This is a genomic window from Streptomyces sp. NRRL WC-3742, assembly GCF_000720635.1.
Taxonomy (GTDB): Bacteria; Actinomycetota; Actinomycetes; order Streptomycetales; family Streptomycetaceae; genus Kitasatospora.
Window position 1 is genome coordinate 35381 of sequence record NZ_JOCF01000026.1, and the last position, 16210, is coordinate 51590.

The window sequence follows — 16210 nt, forward strand, 5'->3', positions numbered from 1 at the left end:
CGCCGTCAGCCGAGCAGTTCGGCGAGCGCGCGGTCGGCGTCCAGGTGCAGGTGCTCCTCGCCCTCGGGGACGAGCAGGCGGCTGCGCCACAGGAAACGCCGCAGGTCGGTGGTGTCGAACTGGATCAGGGCGGTGCCCTCCGGGGCCCGCAGCTCGACCAGGGTGCGGCGGCCGACCGCCGGGCGGACGTGGACGTCGCCGGCGCCGGAGGGCAGCTCCAGGCCGGAGGCGAGCAGTTGGCGGGCGAAGACCCAGACGATGTCCTCGGCCTCGGGGCCGCCGGTGGCGTCGCCGTCCAGGGAGAACTCGGCGGGGAAGGCCATCCGGACGGCCAGCGGGTCCTCCGGGAGGTAGGTCAGCAGGACGCGGAGCCGGGCGGAGCGCTGCGGGGAGAGGATCAGGCGGGCCTGGGCGGTCTCTTCGACGGAGTTGTGCACGGGTGGATCCCTTCGTTCTGCTGCGGGGCCGTGAGGGCAGGGGGGTGGAGCGGCCCCGCATTGGTTGAGAGCACCGTGGAGGGATGCGATTACCCGGTTCACGGGGTGATTCACTGTGATCCGCGTCACACCGATTTCCGGCCGCGGTGGCCCGGCACGGGCCGCCGCCTGGAGGCCCGTTCGGCGGCGGCCCGGTAGGCTGGGCGGGTTGTCCGACCGCCGACCGACCGCGGGGCGGGGCCTCGAAAACGCCTCTGACCTGCGATGATCCCCCTCGGAGCCCGTGTCTACCGCCGCCGCCTCCTCGATGCCGCTGTTCTCCGACGCGCCTGACTCGCAGGCGCCCGTCCGGCCGGTGGGCCATGCCGCCCCCGCCTCCTCGCACCACCTGTCGCCGGCCTTCCCCGGCCGCGCGCCCTGGGGCACCGCGGGCAAGCTGCGGGCCTGGCAGCAGGGCGCGCTGGACAGGTACATCGAGACCCAGCCGCGCGACTTCCTCGCGGTCGCGACCCCCGGCGCAGGCAAGACCACCTTCGCGCTCACCCTGGCCTCGTACCTGCTGCACAACCACCTCGTGCAGCAGATCACCGTCGTCGCCCCGACCGAGCACCTCAAGAAGCAGTGGGCCGAGGCCGCCGCCCGGATAGGGATCAAGCTGGACCCGGCGTACTCCTCCGGGCCGCTCTCCCGGGAGTACCACGGCATCGTGGTCACCTACGCGGGCGTCGGGGTCAACCCGATGCTGCACCGCAACCGGACCGAGGCCCGCAAGACCCTCGTGATCATGGACGAGATCCACCACGCCGGTGACTCCAAGTCCTGGGGCGAAGCCTGCTTCGAAGCCTTCGAGCCCGCCACCCGCCGCCTCGCGCTGACCGGGACGCCGTTCCGCTCGGACACCAACCCGATCCCGTTCGTCGCGTACGACGCCGGCAGCGACGGCATCCGCAAGTCCGTCGCCGACTACACCTACGGCTACGGGCACGCGCTCGCCGACCACGTCGTCCGCCCGGTGATCTTCCTCAGCTACAGCGGCAACATGCGCTGGCGCACCAAGTCCGGCGACGAGCTGGAGGCCCGGCTCGGCGAGCCGATGACCAAGGACCTCATCGCCCAGGCGTGGCGCACCGCGCTCTCCCCGCAGGGCGAGTGGATCCCCGCCGTGCTCCAGGCCGCCGACCGGCGCCTCACCGAGGTCCGCAAGGCCATCCCCGACGCGGGTGGCCTGGTGATCGCCACCGACCAGAACGTGGCCCGCGCCTACGCCAAGATGCTGCGCGAGATCAGCGGCGAGAAGGTCACCATCGTCCTCTCCGACGAGGCCGAGGCGTCGAAGCGGATCACCGAGTTCTCGGAGGGCACCTCGCGCTGGATGGTCGCCGTCCGCATGGTGTCCGAGGGCGTCGACGTGCCCCGGCTGGCCGTCGGCGTGTATGCCACCTCGATCTCCACCCCGCTGTTCTTCGCCCAGGCCGTGGGCCGCTTCGTGCGCGCCCGCAAGCGCGGCGAGACCGCCTCGGTGTTCCTGCCGACCATCCCGATGCTGCTCGGCTTCGCCAACGAGATGGAGGTCCAGCGCGACCACGTGCTGGACCGGCCCAAGAAGGAGGGCGAGGGCCTCTTCGACGAGGAGGACCGGCTGCTCGCCGAGGCCGAGAAGGCCAACGACGGGCCCGACGGCGCCGGCGGCGAGGAGTTCTCGTACGAGGCGCTCGGCTCCGAGGCCGTCTTCGACCGCGTGCTGTACAACGCCATGGAATTCGGCATGCAGGCCCACCCGGGAAGCGAGGAGGAGGAGGACTACCTCGGCATCCCGGGCCTGTTGGAACCCGACCAGGTGCAGATGCTGCTGCAGAAGCGTCAGCACCGGCAGATCCAGCGCAGCAAGACCAAGCCCGCCGAGGAGGCCGACCTCCTGGAGATGCCGGCCGAGCAGCGGCCGGTCGTCACCCACCAGGAGATGCGCGAGCTGCGCAAGGAGCTGAACGCCCTGGTGGCCGCCTGGCACCACCGCACCAACCAGCCGCACGGCACCATCCACAACGAGCTGCGCCGCGAGTGCGGAGGGCCGCTCACCGCGCAGGCGACGGCGAACCAGCTGAAGGCGCGGATCGCCCGCATTCGTGAATGGGCCGCGAAGTAACGGTCCGCCAGGGCGATTCCGCGGGCGGGGCGGGTGCCGGTGGGGCGGGGCAGGCGGTGGGGGCAATTCAGAAAACGTAGTGCGATATGACATTCCGGTATACGTGAGGGACTCATGAAGACAACCGGTGTGATGAGTCGCTAGTGTTTCGCGTGCCTCACCACCCGGCAGCGGCCGTCCGCCGCGCCGGATCTGTCACTCAAGGAGCGCAGCGAACGTGTCGTACCCCCCTCAGCCCGGCCAGCCGTACCCGGGCCAGCCGTACTACCCGGGCCAGCCCGAGTACTCGGACAAGTCGAAGATCGTTGCGGGCATCCTGCAGCTGTTCCTCGGCGGGTTCGGCATCGGCCGCTTCTACACCGGCCACATCGGCATGGGCGTCGCCCAGCTCCTGACCTGCGGCGGCTTCGGCATCTGGGCCCTGATCGACGGCATCATGTTCCTGGTGAGCAACGACCGCACGGACGCCCAGGGTCGTCTGCTGCGCGGCTGACCTTGCGCGACACCCCCAGCACGGCTCGCCGCCCCGGTTCCGGCCGGGGCGGCTTCGCCGTGCCCGCGCGCCTGCGGACCGCGGGCCTCCCGCTCGCCGCCCTCCTCGGCGGAGTGACCGGGTCGGTGTACCTGTGGACGCGCAACCCCCACCTGCCCGGGCAGGTGCTGCCGTTCTGCCCCTTCCGGCGGGTCACGGGCCTGCAGTGCCCCGGATGCGGCGGCACCCGGATGACGTACGACCTGCTGCACGGCGACCTCGCGGCCGCCTTCCACGACAACGCGCTGCTGCTGCTCTCGCTCCCGCTGGTCGCCCTGATGTACCTGACCTGGCTGCGCGAGGGGCTCGCCGGGCGCAGCTGGAGCCCTCCGCTCGGGCGGCGCGGCACGGCGGCGGTGCTCGGCACGGCCGTGGTGTGGGCCGTCGTGCGCAACCTCTGGTGAGCGACTCCCTCTGACCCGATGTGTCCGGTTTTCGGATCGGGTCCGAACCCGTGTGCCGATCGGCCGGGTGATATGAGGCGGTTCATCCGGATTTCCCGACGGCGTAGGTGACGATCACGCCCGAATTTTGGACAACCACTTCCGTCCCGACATTTCCTTCACTACCTTTCCCCCACGCTCTTCCGCCGGGCGACCCCCGCGGGACGGGCACCGCAGGGCCGCACGGGCGTCAAGGACGACACCGTACGGCCCGAGCGCGGCCACCCCGCCTGCGCGCGACACCGACCTCTGGACCGGAGCCGCCCGCATTGCGAGCGCCGCGGGAAAGGAACGCCCGTCGTGACTGCCGAGACCTCCCAGACCCTGGACCGTGGCGTCAGGGTCCTCAAACTCCTCGCCGACTCCGAGCGAGGACTGACCGTCACCGAGCTCGCCGCCCGGCTGGCCGTCAACCGCACGGTCGTCTACCGGCTGCTCGCCACCCTCGAACAGCACGGCCTCGTCCGCCGGGACATCGGCGGACGCGCCCGCGTCGGCCTCGGCGTGCTGCGGCTCGCCCACCGGGTCCACCCGCTGCTGCGCGAGGCCGCGCTGCCCGCCCTGCGCAGCCTCGCCGAGGACCTCGGCGCCACCGCCCACCTCACCCTGGTGGACGGCAACGAGGCGCTGGCCGTCGCCGTCGTCGAGCCCAGCTGGACGGACTTCCACGTCGCCTACCGCACCGGGCTGCGCCACCCGCTCACCGAGAGCGCCGCGGGCCGGGCGATCCTGGAGGCCCGGGGCTTCCCCAGCCAGCGGCGGCCCGAACAGGGATTCGTCATCACCCGCGCGGAGGAGCAGTCCGGCGCGAGCGGCGCGGCCGCGGCCCTCGTCGGGCTCAGCGGCATCGAGGGCAGCGTCGGCGTGGTGATGCTCAGCGGCATGGTCCCCGAGCGGGTCGGCCCCCGGGTGGTGGAGGCGGCCACCGAGGTCGCGGACGCCCTGCGGTAGGGCGTACCGAGCCCCTCGGGTGTGTTTGGATTCCCCTTGTGTCCGAGACCAAGCCATCCAAGGCCCTGACCTCCCCGCGCACCCGCACCCTCGCGCTGTGCGGGGCGCTGGTGACCGCGCTGTTCGGTGTCGCCGCCTTCGTCCCGCTGCCCTACACGCTCACCTGGCCGGGGCTGACCGCGGACACCCTGGGCAGCTACCAGGACCGGCCGGTGCTCACCATCACCGGGGCGCCGCTGCGCACCACCGAGGGCGAGCTGCGGATGGTCACCATCTCGGCCACCAACCCGGGGGAGAGGACGACGTTCTGGCGCGCGCTCCAGGCGTGGTTCGACCCCAAGGAGGCGGTGCGTCCGACCGAGACCGTCTACCCGCAGGGCGACCCGGCCAAGGCCGAGGAGGTCACGGCCCAGCAGATGGCGGACTCGCAGGACAGCGCCACCGCGGCCGCGCTCGACTACCTCCACCTGTCCCCGGCCCAGGTGAAGGTCAAGGTCGACCTCGGGGACGTCGGCGGGCCGAGCGCCGGCCAGATGCTGGCGCTGGGCATCGTCGACAAGCTCGCCGGGGACGGCAAGGGCGGCGACCTCACCGGCGGGCTCAAGGTCGCGGGCACCGGCACGATCGAGAAGGACGGCAGGGTCGGCGCGGTGGGCGGAGTCCCGCTCAAGACGCAGGCGGCCGCGCGGGACGGGGCCACGGTGTTCCTGCTGCCCAAGGACGAGTGCACGGACGCCAAGGTCAACGTGCCCAGGACGCTGCGGCTGGTGCCGGTGGGCACGCTCGGCGAGTCGATCGCCGCGCTGCAGGCGCTGAGGAGCGGCGGGAACGTCCCCAGCTGCTGACGTTCCGGCTCCTGGTCGGTGGGGACGGCGCCCGAGGGGGGATCGTCCTACTCGGCGGCCGCCTGGTCCACGAGCGGCAGGATGCGGTACGGCACCGGGTTCTCCAGCGCGATCGCCGTGGAGGAGCGGACGATCCCGTCGAAGCCCACCACCCGGTCGATCACCCGCTGCAGGTCGGCGTTGGAGCGGGCCACGATCCGCACCATCATGTCCCCGGCCCCGGTGATGGTGTGGAGCTCCAGCACCTCCGGCACGCGCGCCAGGTGGGCCCGGACGTCCGCGCCCTGGCCCTGGGAGATCTCCAGGGTGGCGAAGGCCGTCACCGGGTAGCCGAGCGCCGCCGGGTCGACCTCCGGGCCGAAGCCGCCGATGACGCCCTTGGCCTGCAGCCGGTCCAGCCGGGCCTGCACGGTGCCCCGGGCGACCTGGAGGCGGCGCGAGCACTCCAGCACGCCGATGCGGGGCTCCTCGGTCAGCAGCCGGATCAGCCGGCCGTCCAGGGCGTCGATCGCGTCGTTGCCGCCTCCGCCCTGGACGGGTGAAGGCGCCTGTGGGACGGGGGAGTTGGCCGGGCCGGGCGGGCTCGGGGAGTTGGCGGGGGGCATCGTGGCTCCGTCCTGGGGGCGCTTCGCGATGGGCATTCTGTACAGCGGTGCGGCCGATTGTCCCGTCCGGGCGCGCAGCTTGACCAGGATGAAACGGAACAGTTGCGTGCCGGTCGACCCGGCGCCACCCTCCAGCCACGACCCCGTGCAGGCCCCTGATCCGGCCGCCGGGGCGGTTCGTACGTCGACCGGGAGGGCCGTCATGACCGACACCGCCGCCGAACCCCTGCGCCTGGCCGTCCCGGGGGCACCGGGCGACCTCGGGCCAGGGCTGGGGGCCGCCTTCGGGGACTCCGCTCTCGGGGACTCCGCTCTCGGGGATTGCGCTCTCGGGGATTCGGAGGTGTTCCCGGCGGGCCGCGCCGACGCGCTGGTGTTCGTGGTCGGCGACGCCGAGCGGGCCGCCCGCCGCTACCGCGCCGCGCTCGGGCTGCGCTGCGTCGCGTACGCCGGGCCCGAGACCGGCGAGCCCGAGACCGTCTCGTACGTGCTGGCCGCGCCGGGTACCCGGATCGTGCTCACCTCCCTGGTGCAGGTGATCGGCCCGCGCGGGCGGGAGCTGGCCGGGTTCCTGGCCCGGCACGGGGACGGCGTGCTGGACCTCTCGGTGGGCGTGCCGGACGTCCACTACGCCTACGACTACGCGGTGGACCGGGGCGCGCTCTCCCTCGCCGAGCCGTACGAGGCGCGGGACGCCTTCGGCACGGTGGTGCTGGCCACCATCGGGGTGCCGGGCGGCACCAGGCACACGCTCGTCGACCGGGCCGGGTACGCGGGGCCGTACCTGCCGGGGTACGTGCCCTTCGGGGGGTGGTGAGGGGCCGGCCGGCGGGCCGTCAGCGGACCGCGGTCTCCACGATCGGGGCGTGGCCGTTCCAGGCGACGAACACCGAGTTGGCCTGTTCGTCCTTGACGAAGTCCACCCGCAGCCACATGTCGCCGTTCCACACCTTCATCTGCCAGCCCGGGTCCGGGACGGCGGAGACCAGCGACGCCTTGTCCGGGCGCAGGTCCAGCGCGACCCGGCCGCCGGGGATCGGGACGCTCTGCACCGTGGACGTCGCGGTGGCCGCGGGCGTCGTCGGCCGGCGGGTGGGCGTCGCGGTGGCCGGGGCGCGGGGCGTCGTGGTGGTGGCGGCCGGGGCCGACGCCGAGGTCTCGGTCTGCGTGGGCGTCGGGGTGGGGGTCGGCGTCGGGGTGGGCGCGGCGGACTGCGGGGCGCCGGCGAGCTTCGGGGAGGGCAGCGGCAGGGCGGTGGGCCGCTCGAACGCGGCACCGTTCAGCACCGCGTGCACCCCGAGCCAGGACAGCAGCACCGCCGCTCCGGTGGCCGCCACCCAGGCGCCGAGTTGTACCAGTCCGTTCCGCATCGTGCGCACATCCTGCCGCATCTCCGGGCCGGTACCGACCGGCATCCTTGAATTGAGCCAGCCCCGTTGTGACCCTGGGGAGTTGAACCTCGGCCGGTCCCGGCCGAGCTGTGCCCCGAGCTACGACCCGAGGTACAGACCACTGCCCGCCGATGGCGTACCGTGCAGGGCCATGGCAACAGTGCTCGTGGTCGAGGACGACCCCTTCGTACGCTCCGCCCTCATCCGCCACCTCACCGACACCGGCCACGCCGTCCGCAGCGTGGGCACCGCGCTGGAGGCGCTGCGGGAGGTGGCCCAGGTCGGCTGCGACCTGGTGATCCTCGACCTGGGCCTGCCCGATCTCGACGGCAGCGAGGCGCTCAAGATGATCCGGGGGCTGACCAACGTCCCGGTGATCATCTGTACCGCGCGCGACGACGAGGCCGAGATCGTCCGGCTGCTCAACGACGGCGCCGACGACTACCTGGTGAAACCTTTCTCCGGAGAGCATCTGAGCGCCCGGATGACCGCCGTGCTGCGGCGCCTGGGCGGCGGCGCGGCCCCCGCCACCCAGGTGCTGCGGGTCGGTGGCCTCGCCATCGACCTCCAGCGCCGCGAGGCCGTCCTGGACGGCACCGCGCTCGACCTGACCCGCCGCGAGTTCGACCTGCTCGCCTTCCTCGCGCGCCGGCCCGGGGTGGTCGTGCCGCGCAAGGAGATCCTCGCCGAGGTGTGGCAGCAGACGTACGGCGGCGACCAGACCATCGACGTCCACCTGTCCTGGCTGCGCCGCAAACTCGGCGAGACCGCCTCCAGCCCCCGCTACCTGCACACCGTCCGGGGCGTCGGGGTCCGGCTGGAGGCCGCCGGGGGGCTCGCGGAGCACCGGGCATGAGGAGGTTCGGGCGCTCGCTGCGCTGGGCCCTCGTCAGGGCCGCGGTCGCCGGGACGACCATGGTCGCGCTGGCCTTCCTGATCCCGCTCGGCCTGATGGTCCAGCAGACCGCCCGCGACCGCGCCTTCACCGCCGCCGAGCGGCAGGCCGCCGCGCTCGGGCCCGCGCTGGCCATCACCACCGACCAGGACGCCATCAGCCGGGCGCTGGCCAGTACGGACGCGGGCGGGCAGGGGCGGATGGCCGTGCACCTGCCGGCGCCGGCCGGGGCGGCGGTGCTGCCGGGGACGGCCGGGACGCCGGGGGCGCCCGCGGGGGGCGGCTCCGGGGTGGGGGCGGCAGGGGCAGGGGTGTCCGGGGCAGGGGTGTCCGGAGGGGTGTCCGGGGCGGCGCCCGGGGGCTCCCCGCTGGGGCCCGCCGTCGGTGGCGGTCCCGAGGGCCCGACCATCGGGACGGTCCGTGCGGACTCCGAGGCCGTCAGCACCGCCCGGTCGCAGGGCCGGGCCTTCACCGTCGCCGTGCCCGGCGGCTACGCGCTGCTCCAGCCCGTCGCCGTCGACACCGGCCGTACGGCGGTGGTCGAGGTCTTCGTGGCCGAGAGCGACCTCACCCGGGGCGTCGCCATCGCCTGGCTGGTGCTCAGCGGCGTCGCCCTCGGGCTCGTCGCCATCTCGGTGCTGGTCGCCGACCGGATGGGCACCCGGATCGTCGCCTCCGCCCGCCGACTCGCCACCGCCGCACGGTCGTTGGGCACCGGGAACCTCACCGTGCGCGTCCCGCTGGAGGGCAAGCAGGCCGCCGACAGCCCCGAGGAACTGCGCGAGGCCGCCCAGGCGTTCAACGCCATGGCCGACCGGGTCGTCCAACTCCTCGCCGCCGAGCGCGAACTGGCCGCCGACCTGTCGCACCGGCTGCGCACCCCGCTCACCGTGCTGCGGCTCAACGCCGCCTCGCTCGGCGACGGAGACGCCGCCGATGCCACCCGGCACGCCGTCGCCCAGCTGGAACGCGAGGTCGACCAGATCATCCGGGCCGCCCGCCGCGACCCCGAGGACGCCCAGCCCGCCGTCCCCGTCGGCTGCGACGCCGCCGAGGTGATCCGCGAGCGCGTCGGCTTCTGGTCCGCCCTCGCCGAGGACGAGGGCCGCCCCTGGCAGCTGGGCGGCGCCGAGCAGCCCGCGCCCGTGCCCGTCCAGCGCGGCGACCTGGCCGCCGTCGTGGACGCGCTGCTCGGCAACGTCTTCCGGCACACCGCCGTCGGCACCGCCTTCTCGGTGGACGTCCTGGTCGCCGGCTCCTCGGTGATCGTGCTGGTCGGCGACGCCGGACCGGGCTTCGCCGACCCGGCCGCCGCCCTCAAGCGCGGCGAGGGCGACGGCGGCGAGGGCTCCACCGGGCTCGGGCTGGACATCGTGCGCAAGCTCGCCGAGTCCACCGGCGGGGACCTCGCGCTCGGGCGCTCGGCGGTGCTCGGCGGCGCCGAGGTCCGGCTGCGGATGCGCACCCGGCCGCCCGAGGGCGAGGTCCGGGCCGGGCGGCGGCGCAGCCGGGGGGCGCTCTTCCAACGGTGAGGGGTGAGACGGTTCCGCGTCGGGCGGTGGTTGCCGCGCCGGGCGGCGTTTCCTTAAGAGGGGCCTAAGGGAGTTCTACCCCTGGCTGAGCCCCCTGCCCTCGCCGCGCGGCTGTGGCTAGCGTCGGTCGGGCCGGTCGGATTCCTTCGGCGCCCTGCGCAGGCCGAGCCCGTCCGGCCCCCGGTGCGGCCCCGGTCGTCCGTGCTCCGTCCGCAGCCGAGCACGGGCGACCGGGGCCCGCTCGTCACTGTGCGTAGCCGATCGACCCAGGACCTGCCCCGACGGCATCCGGTATCGTCGCTGGTTGGCCGAGCGGTGGACGGAGACAGCAAGTGACAGCGGTGCAAGACGAGCGCAGAGCGGTGCGGACCGTCCCCGAACCCTCGCCCGCCCCACTGTCCGACCGGCTCAGGTTCGCGCTCGGCGCCCCGGTGCGCGCGCTGCGCGAGGCCCCGCGCCGTCCGCTGATCGTCGCCTCGGCCTTGGCACTGCTGTCCCTGGTCGCGTACGCGGTGGTCCGCCACTTCGTGCACACCTCGATGGTCGACATGATCGTCTACCGGGCCGAGGGCGCCGCCGTCGCCAACGGCACCGACCTGTACGCACTGCGCGTCACCGAGTGGAACCTGCCCGCGACCTACCCCCCGTTCGCGGCCATGATGTTCGTCCCCACCACCTGGCTCCCGGTACCCGCCCTGCGCGTGGTGATCACTCTGGGCAACCTCGCGCTGCTCGCCGTGCTCGCCCACCTGTCCTTCAAGCTCGTCGGCTGGCCGCGCCGCGAACTGCGGGCGATCGGCGTGGTCCTGGTCACCGGCTTCGGCGTCTGGCTCGAACCCGTCTTCACCACGCTCCGCTACGGCCAGATCAACCTTGCCCTCGCCTGCCTGATCCTCTGGGACCTCACCCGCCCCGACGGCCGCCGCGGCAAGGGCGTGGCGATCGGCATCGCCGCCGGCCTCAAGCTCACCCCCGGGCTGTTCGCCGTCTACCTGCTGATCACCGGCCGCGTCCGGGCCGCCTTCACCGCCGGGCTGACCTTCCTCGGCACCTTCCTGATCGGCGCGCTCTTCCTGCCCGACGCCACCTGGGGCTTCTGGACCAAGTACCTGTACGACTCCTCCCGGGTCGGCAAGACCGAGATCGTCGACAACCAGTCGCTGCGCGGCGCCTTCGCCCGCCTGCTGCACACCACCGAGCCCGGCCTCACCGCCACCCTCGGGGCCGCTCTGGTCGCGCTGGCCGGCCTCGCCGTCGCCGCCTGGGCCTACCGCAGCGGCCGCTGGCTGCCCCGCTCCGAGGCGTGGGGCGTCTGCTGCGCGGCCGTCACCGCCGTGCTGATCTCCCCGATCAGCTGGACCCATCACTGGATCTGGTGCGTGCCGGTGCTCGTCCTGCTCGCCTCCGAGGCGTCCGTCGAGCGGGTGCGCCCCGACGCCGTCCGCCGGGTGCGCTGGCGGGCCGTGTTCTGGGCCACGCTGCTGGCGTTCCTGTCCTTCGCCATGTGGCTGGCGAAGCCGCTCGGGCCCGCCGTCCTCCACATGTCAGCACTGCGCCAGCTGCCGACCTCGGTGTATCCGTGGGTCGGGCTCTGCTTCCTGCTCGCCGCCGCCGTCCGGATAAGGGCCCGGCGCCGCTCCGCCGGGGCCCCGCTCGTCCGGCTGCCCGGACAGCGGCGCGACGGCGGCGGCCCGGACGCCGCCCGCGGTCGTCAGCAGGCCCCCGCGGCCCGCTGAGCCGGCGGGGGCGCCGTTCGGCTTCGTCGTCTCGCTGCCGCTCCGATCGTCCTTCCGGGTTGTCTGGGGTGTCTGGGGTGTCTGGGCGGTCCGGGAGCTTTGGGCGTGGTGCGTGAGCACGTGCCAGTGCACGCTTCGGCGCACGGCCTAGGCGAGCAGCTCGGCGAGCGAGCCGTCCATGTCGAGGGTGGCCATCTCGCTGCCCGGCGGGACGAGCCGGTGCGCCTTCTCCAGCCAGGCCGCGACGGCCGGCAGCGGCGCCTCCAGCAGCGCGTCCCCGGCCGGGGAGCTGAGCGCCAGGCAGAGCACGCTGCGCCGGCCCGAGCGGGTCGGCCAGATCCGCACGTCGCCCTGGCCGCACGGGCGGAAGGTGCCCTCGACCAGCAGCTCGCGGGCGAACACCCAGGTCACCGGGTTGCCGGTGTCCAGGTGGAAGGTGATGTAGACCGCGTACGGGTCGTGGCTGCCGTACGACAGGCGGGCCGGGACGGGGACGCTGTGCTCCGGGGAGAGCACGAGGTTCAGCTCCAGCTCGTGCTCGACGACGCTGACGGGACGCTCCATGACCGTCTTCCTCTCTCTGCTGCGCTGCCTTGTGGCCTTTGGCCTTGTGACCTTTGAGAGGGCCGTGCGCGTCGGCTCTTACACGCGTTTCCCGAATTTCTTCGGGAAGTTCCGCGAGGGGTGGTGAACGGCGAAGGGCGGGGCGCGCGGGTAGGCGCCGCGCGCTGGGCGTGACCCGGCCGTCCATACCCCGGGCGGGCCCCGGCTGTCCGGGGATTCGCCGATTTCCCGTCGCGACTGCGGCGAGGCACTACCCTTTGTGACTGTCCGGCGACTGTCCGCCCATCGGTGATGCCCCCACACCTGCGCCGAGGGGCGTGCGCCGGGCGCGCGGCTTCGCGCAGGTTTTTCGGTTCCCAGGCTTCCGAGCGTCCAGGCCCCAGGAGAGAAGACCCCCATGACGGACCGCCCCATCGCCGACGCCGGCGACCCGGCCGTCGCACCCGAGCCGGGCTACTACCCGGACCCGTCCATCCCCGGCTTCGTCCGGTACTGGGGCGGCTCGGCCTGGGTGCCCGGCACCAGCCGCCTCGTCCCCGCGGAGGGCGAGGTGCTGGAACCGCCCCGCTTCGCCACCCGGCGGCCGCCCGCCCCCGGTGGGCTCGCCACCGGGGGCAGGGTGGTGCCGCCGCCGGTGGCCGGCCCCGGGCGGGACACGGCACGGGACACCGGGCCGGTCTACCTCGACCAGACGACGGGCGGGGCGTCCTTCGTCCTCGGGCCACAGGTGACGGGGCAGCCGGCGGAGGTGGCGGAGGCAGGGGCCGCGGAGGCCGAGGCGGCCGGAGGCCCGGTGTTCCGGGCGGTCGAGGTGGCCCAGATGGCCGAGATGGTCGAGGCGGTCGGGCCCGAGATCTCCGGCTGGCAGGCCGATCCCCGCGCCCAGCACGGGCTGTTGGAGACGGGCGGGGCGCCGCGCTGGGTCTCCTGGGGGGCGCTTCCGGAGGCGCTCGAAGTGGAGGAGGGGCGTGCGGAGGAGGTGCGCGCTCCTGTTGCCGTCGAGGTGGCCGCGGGCGTCGCCCCGGTCGCGGCGGTGGTGGTGCGGAAGGCGTCGCTGCCGGTTCCGGTTCCGGTTCCGACTCCCGCGTCCGAACCCGCGCCCGCTCCTGTGTCTGCTCCCGCTCCCGTCGTGCGGCGGGCCCCGGGGGAAACGGTCGTTCCGAGGGCGCGCAAGCCCGCCGGGCGCCGCAGGCCCGCCGCCGTACCGGCCGGGCTCGGGCGACGCCTGGCCGCGCGGATCGTGGACACCGCGGTGATGCTGGCCGTCGCGGCCGCCGCCGGGGTCCCGCTCGGGCACTCGGTCTCCGACCACCTCCAGCAGAAGTTCGACCAGGCGAAGATGGCCAGCGTCCTCACCCATCGCCAGGTCCAGGTCTGGCTGGTGGACGGTGTGGTGCTGGGCAAGGCCGGGGTGCTGATCGGCATCCTCCTCTTCGTCGGCCTGCTCTACGAGGTGCTGCCGACCGCCCGCACCGGCCAGACCTTCGGCAAGCGGCTCGCCAGGGTGCGGGTCGTCGACGCCGTCGCCGCCGCCTCCGGCGGGCGTTCCCGGCTGGGCTTCGGGCGCTCGCTGCTGCGATGGGTCGTTCGGCATCTCGGGCTCGTCCTGCTCCTCGGGCTGGTCTGGCCACTGTTCGACCGTCCGGCCCGGCGCGGCTGGCAGGACCGGGCAGCCCGGACCAGGGTGGTGCGCGGCTGAGGCTGCGCCATTCCCGCCGTCGGCGGTCAAAACGGACTGAATATCCCGAAGCGTGCGAATGTGTGATGTTCTACTCGAGGGATGAGCACCCACGACCCCTCAGGCCCCGAGCCGGAGGGGGGCGGCAAGCCCTCCTTCGACAAGCAGCCCCCGCAGCCGGGCCCCGGCGCGTACGGCGGCAGCTACGGCGGCGACCCGCACGCGAACCAGCACGACCAGAACCCGTACGACCAGAACCCGTACGGACAGAACCCCTATGACCAGCCGTCCGGCTACGGGATGCCCGGCGCCGGCCCCGTCCCCGGGATGCCGCCGCTCGGCACCTGGCCCCGGCGCATCCTCGCCCGCCTGATCGACTACCTGCTGATGCAGGCCGTCGGCGCGATCATCGTCGCGCCCTTCGCCGACCTCAGTGAGCGAAACGGCTCCGCGGGCGCCTTCTGGGTCGGCGCACTCCTCTACCTCGTGTACGAGGCCCTGATGCTCAGCCGGGACGGCCAGACCCTCGGCAAGAAGGCGACGAAGATCCGGGTCGCCATGCTGATCGACGGCAACCCGCCCACGCAGTCCGCCGCCTGGACCCGCGCCGCCGTCTTCATCCTGCCCGCCGTGCTCTGCTGCGCCGCGCTCTGGTGGCTCGTCGACGGCCTGTGGGGCGTCTTCGACAAGCCCTACCGGCAGTGCATCCACGACAAGGCGGCGAAGACCGTGGTGGTCACCACGGAGGTCTGACGACCCCTCCACAACGCCCGGTGGTGCTCAGCGCTGCCGGGCGTACTCGGGTCCGCTCCCGGCGGCCGTGGGACGGGAAGGATCGTCCGCACGCGAGGAAAGCACCGTCACCAGGGTGCCGAGCGCCAGCGCGAACGCCACCAGCACCGCGACCTCCAGGACGCCGGAGGCGCCCGAGACGGCCAGTAGCGCCACCGTGGCGGCGACGACGGTGAACGAGCCGAGGCAGAGCTGGGAAGCGGAGGGACGCGGCATGGCGGGGGAGTCCTTCGCACGTCGGGGGAACGGGCGGGAGGTGCGTCTTCGGTGAGTCCAGGCTAAGGCCCGGGCCCCGGGAGCACGGGGGGCGCACGGGCTCATCGCGGGGTCGTCCGGCCCCTCGGTACGGTGAACGGGATCGCGACCGTGCACTCCGTCCACCTGTCCGCCACGAATGAACCCGGGGGAACCGTCCCGTGCCCATCCCCGCCGACTGGCCCACCACCGAGACCCAGGCGCTCGCCGAACAGGAACGGCTGCGGCCGCTCGTCCGGGCCCACGACGACGGGGAACTCCCCGGCCGGCTCATCGCCGGCGTGGACGTCGCCTACGACGACGAGCACGACCTCGTCGCCGCCGCGGCCGTCCTCCTCGACCGGGACACCCTCGACGTGGTCGAGCAGGCCACCGCCGTCGGGCGGATCGCCTTCCCGTACGTCCCCGGACTGCTCGCCTTCCGCGAACTCCCCGCCGTCCTCGACGCGTTGGCCGCACTGAAGCAGACACCCGACACCGTCGTCTGCGACGGCTACGGCCTCGCCCACCCCCGCCGCCTCGGCCTCGCCAGCCACCTCGGCGTCCACACCGGACTGCGCACCCTCGGCGTCGCCAAGACCCCCTTCACCTTCGACCACACCGACCCCGGCCCCGAACGCGGCGCCTCGAGCCCCCTCACCGACCCCGCCACGGGAGAGGAGGTCGGCCGCGCCGTCCGCACCAGGCCCGGCGTCAAACCCGTCTACGTCTCCGTCGGCCACCGCATCGGCCTCGACACCGCCGTCCGCACCACCCTCGCACTGGCCACCCGCTACCGCATCCCCGAAACCACCCGCCACGCCGACTCGCTCTGCCGCCGTGCCCTCGCCGACGCCCTGCGCACCCGGACGCCCTCGAACTGACCATGTGCCAGGCCGGATTGGCCGACGGTGTGTTAGACATGACACGCGAACGGACGCACGGGGGAGGCACCGAAGTGTCATCGGGAACCGGCTCGACCGGCGGAGCCGGCCAGGGATACCGCGTCGAGGTCGAACAACTCCGCGCCTTCGCGAGCCAGGTGCGAACCATGCTCCGAACCTTCGACAAACACGCCAACGGCACCGCCACCCACGTACACACGGGCCTCGGCAAGGACGCCTTCGGCACCTTCGTGGAAGCCACCGACCTCCAGGGCCGCTACGACTCCATGCGCAACGCGCTGCGCGACATCCTCAACCAGCTCCAGAAAGCCGTCGACGAGGCCCAGCACAAGGCCGAACTCACCGCCAGCAGCTACGAGGAACACGAACACCGCACCGCGAAGAAACTCAAACTCGCCGGCGACGGCTGGTCCGCGGCGGCCCCGTCGAAGGCGAGTGAGAACGCGTACCAGGACGGCCTCCACCTGCCCCAGTGGGGCAACAAGAACCCCGACTGACCCACCGGACCCGAACCTCGAACGGAGGCG

Annotated in this window: 18 protein-coding genes; 13 read left to right on the plus strand and 5 right to left on the minus strand. The window is 73.6% G+C overall.

What is annotated here, in order from left to right:
* Positions 1 to 5: 5 nt before the first annotated feature.
* Entirely contained in the window at positions 6 to 437 is a 432-nt protein-coding gene (locus tag IH61_RS0116325) for an SsgA family sporulation/cell division regulator (protein ID WP_031070250.1), read from the minus strand.
* A gap of 307 nt (positions 438 to 744) precedes the next feature.
* On the opposite strand from IH61_RS0116325, the gene IH61_RS0116330 reads away from it, so the two are divergent.
* The 5 genes from IH61_RS0116330 (at position 745) to IH61_RS0116350 (ending at position 5351) form a co-directional block, all read left to right on the plus strand.
* Complete coding sequence (locus IH61_RS0116330) at positions 745 to 2580, plus strand: DEAD/DEAH box helicase (RefSeq protein ID WP_051837212.1); 1836 nt, start codon at positions 745 to 747, stop codon at positions 2578 to 2580.
* A 217-nt stretch (positions 2581 to 2797) separates the two neighbouring features.
* Positions 2798 to 3073: a TM2 domain-containing protein gene (locus IH61_RS0116335; protein WP_031070254.1), complete on the plus strand. Its 276-nt coding sequence runs from the start codon at positions 2798 to 2800 to the stop codon at positions 3071 to 3073.
* Between the two features lie 2 nt (positions 3074 to 3075).
* Complete coding sequence (locus IH61_RS0116340) at positions 3076 to 3516, plus strand: DUF2752 domain-containing protein (RefSeq protein ID WP_078911146.1); 441 nt, start codon at positions 3076 to 3078, stop codon at positions 3514 to 3516.
* A 339-nt stretch (positions 3517 to 3855) separates the two neighbouring features.
* Entirely contained in the window at positions 3856 to 4506 is a 651-nt protein-coding gene (locus IH61_RS0116345) for an IclR family transcriptional regulator (RefSeq protein ID WP_031070258.1), read from the plus strand.
* Between the two features lie 38 nt (positions 4507 to 4544).
* On the plus strand, positions 4545 to 5351 hold the full coding sequence (locus IH61_RS0116350) for a S16 family serine protease (RefSeq protein WP_031070259.1): 807 nt from the start codon (positions 4545 to 4547) through the stop codon (positions 5349 to 5351).
* Positions 5352 to 5398: 47 nt separating this feature from the next.
* On the opposite strand, the gene IH61_RS0116355 is transcribed toward IH61_RS0116350, so the two are convergent.
* The gene (locus IH61_RS0116355; protein WP_234327200.1) at positions 5399 to 5956 is read right to left on the minus strand and encodes an Lrp/AsnC family transcriptional regulator; all 558 of its coding nucleotides are present in this window, start codon (positions 5954 to 5956) and stop codon (positions 5399 to 5401) included.
* A gap of 202 nt (positions 5957 to 6158) precedes the next feature.
* Between IH61_RS0116355 and IH61_RS0116360 the strand changes: the two genes are divergently transcribed.
* Positions 6159 to 6773, plus strand: coding sequence for a VOC family protein (locus IH61_RS0116360; RefSeq protein ID WP_051837194.1), 615 nt, complete (start codon positions 6159 to 6161; stop codon positions 6771 to 6773).
* 19 nt (positions 6774 to 6792) lie between these two features.
* On the opposite strand, the gene IH61_RS0116365 is transcribed toward IH61_RS0116360, so the two are convergent.
* Positions 6793 to 7326 (minus strand): hypothetical protein, encoded by a 534-nt coding sequence (locus tag IH61_RS0116365; protein WP_031070264.1) that lies wholly within the window; start codon positions 7324 to 7326, stop codon positions 6793 to 6795.
* Between the two features lie 172 nt (positions 7327 to 7498).
* Here IH61_RS0116365 and IH61_RS0116370 point away from each other — a divergent pair, with 172 nt between their 5' ends.
* From IH61_RS0116370 to IH61_RS0116380, 3 genes are all read left to right on the plus strand, one after another.
* Positions 7499 to 8203, plus strand: coding sequence for a response regulator transcription factor (locus IH61_RS0116370; RefSeq protein WP_031070266.1), 705 nt, complete (start codon positions 7499 to 7501; stop codon positions 8201 to 8203).
* Complete coding sequence (locus IH61_RS0116375; protein ID WP_234327201.1) at positions 8200 to 9774, plus strand: sensor histidine kinase; 1575 nt, start codon at positions 8200 to 8202, stop codon at positions 9772 to 9774. Before IH61_RS0116370 ends, IH61_RS0116375 begins: the two co-directional genes overlap by 4 nt.
* 332 nt (positions 9775 to 10106) lie before the next feature.
* Positions 10107 to 11510 (plus strand): glycosyltransferase 87 family protein, encoded by a 1404-nt coding sequence (locus IH61_RS0116380; RefSeq protein ID WP_078911147.1) that lies wholly within the window; start codon positions 10107 to 10109, stop codon positions 11508 to 11510.
* A 147-nt stretch (positions 11511 to 11657) separates the two neighbouring features.
* On the opposite strand, the gene IH61_RS0116385 is transcribed toward IH61_RS0116380, so the two are convergent.
* Positions 11658 to 12074, minus strand: coding sequence for an SsgA family sporulation/cell division regulator (locus IH61_RS0116385; protein WP_031070273.1), 417 nt, complete (start codon positions 12072 to 12074; stop codon positions 11658 to 11660).
* A 397-nt stretch (positions 12075 to 12471) separates the two neighbouring features.
* Between IH61_RS0116385 and IH61_RS49570 the strand changes: the two genes are divergently transcribed.
* Both IH61_RS49570 and IH61_RS0116400 read left to right on the plus strand, forming a co-directional pair.
* Positions 12472 to 13773, plus strand: coding sequence for an RDD family protein (locus IH61_RS49570; protein WP_031070276.1), 1302 nt, complete (start codon positions 12472 to 12474; stop codon positions 13771 to 13773).
* An 81-nt stretch (positions 13774 to 13854) separates the two neighbouring features.
* A complete protein-coding gene (locus tag IH61_RS0116400) occupies positions 13855 to 14505 on the plus strand; it encodes an RDD family protein (RefSeq protein WP_031070277.1) in 651 nt (216 codons plus the stop codon).
* 27 nt (positions 14506 to 14532) lie between these two features.
* Here IH61_RS0116400 and IH61_RS40930 read toward each other — a convergent pair whose 3' ends face one another.
* On the minus strand, positions 14533 to 14760 hold the full coding sequence (locus IH61_RS40930; RefSeq protein ID WP_037972859.1) for a hypothetical protein: 228 nt from the start codon (positions 14758 to 14760) through the stop codon (positions 14533 to 14535).
* 200 nt (positions 14761 to 14960) lie between these two features.
* On the opposite strand from IH61_RS40930, the gene IH61_RS0116410 reads away from it, so the two are divergent.
* Positions 14961 to 15662: an endonuclease V gene (locus tag IH61_RS0116410; RefSeq protein WP_031070280.1), complete on the plus strand. Its 702-nt coding sequence runs from the start codon at positions 14961 to 14963 to the stop codon at positions 15660 to 15662.
* Between the two features lie 167 nt (positions 15663 to 15829).
* Positions 15830 to 16180, plus strand: coding sequence for a hypothetical protein (locus IH61_RS0116415; protein ID WP_158845036.1), 351 nt, complete (start codon positions 15830 to 15832; stop codon positions 16178 to 16180).
* The last annotated feature ends 30 nt before the right edge of the window (positions 16181 to 16210 follow it).